Raw genomic sequence first — 933 nt, forward strand, 5'->3', positions numbered from 1 at the left:
GAATGATTTTTGATGAAATGCAGCGAACCTGTTTTGGATCCTGAAACAGGCCTGCCAATGAGATTCTGCGGAACTGCCAGAAGGTGCGTTAAAACGCCAAAAGGTTCTTACTGGATCTGGATTCCTGTCGCCGTCTCTTCCAACGGAAGACATCACCGTGTTCTCCCTGATTTCCTTGTCCCTTACAAGCACTACTCGGTGCAGACCATCGAATCGGCTCTGGACAATGATCTGGATCTTGATCGTTATTCGCTTCCTTCCGATTCTTCCGTTTACCGTTGGAACAAATGGCTCGATAAGCTCATTGTGCAGCTCCGGATTTTCCTGAAGCTGGTTGATCCGCCTGATTCGCTGCTTCAACAGCTTCGTGTTCTATTCCGGCGTGATGTCCGCCGGGCTCCGGAATATGATTCTTCCAGTGGCTGGGTGGCCGGAATCAATCTCTGCCTGAATGGGCCAAATGACTTTGACTTGGGCCTTTCCTGATCTTCCCCTATGCTGGGCTCAAAGGAGAAGATCTATGTCCGAACAATCTGATAAACAGGCCATTCTTGAATTCTTTAACCTCGATACAGGCAGTGTGGAGAATGTCATCTTCCATAATGACAATGGCAGTGCGTCTGTCCATGTTTTACTGCGGCCGGATCATCCGCCTTGTCCCGATTGCGGCTGTACCCTGCCAAGGGTTAAGGACTACATTGACAAGAAGATAAGCCACGGCGTCTTTACTGATCGTGAGTGCACCATCTTCTATCATGCCCGCAGGTACATCTGTCCTGTCTGTCATCGAACGTACTATGAGAACAATCCATTCTGTTTCAGGAAGCAGCACATCTCCGCCCTCACGGTTGAAAACATTCTGAACGATTTGAAGATTCAGACCGAGACCTTCGCTTCCGTCGCTAAGCGGTATCACATCTCTCCCACAACCGC

The 933-nt window shown here is 49.4% G+C and carries 1 protein-coding gene and 1 pseudogene; both read left to right on the forward strand.

The window, feature by feature from the left end:
* Positions 1-12 precede the first annotated feature (12 nt).
* A complete protein-coding gene (locus C1714_RS13755; RefSeq protein WP_135567852.1) occupies positions 13-486 on the forward strand; it encodes a DUF6431 domain-containing protein in 474 nt (157 codons plus the stop codon).
* A gap of 34 nt (positions 487-520) precedes the next feature.
* A pseudogene (locus C1714_RS13760) lies at positions 521-933 on the forward strand (ISL3 family transposase); the annotation flags it as partial.

The organism is Galactobacillus timonensis, assembly GCF_900240265.1.
In the GTDB taxonomy this organism is placed as follows: domain Bacteria; phylum Bacillota_I; class Bacilli_A; order Erysipelotrichales; family Erysipelotrichaceae; genus Bulleidia; species Bulleidia timonensis.

Coding starts and splice junctions, on each gene's coding strand:
- C1714_RS13755 (WP_135567852.1), top strand. CDS start 13: ATGAAATGCAGCGAACCTGTTTTGGATCCTGAAACAGGCCTGCCAATG.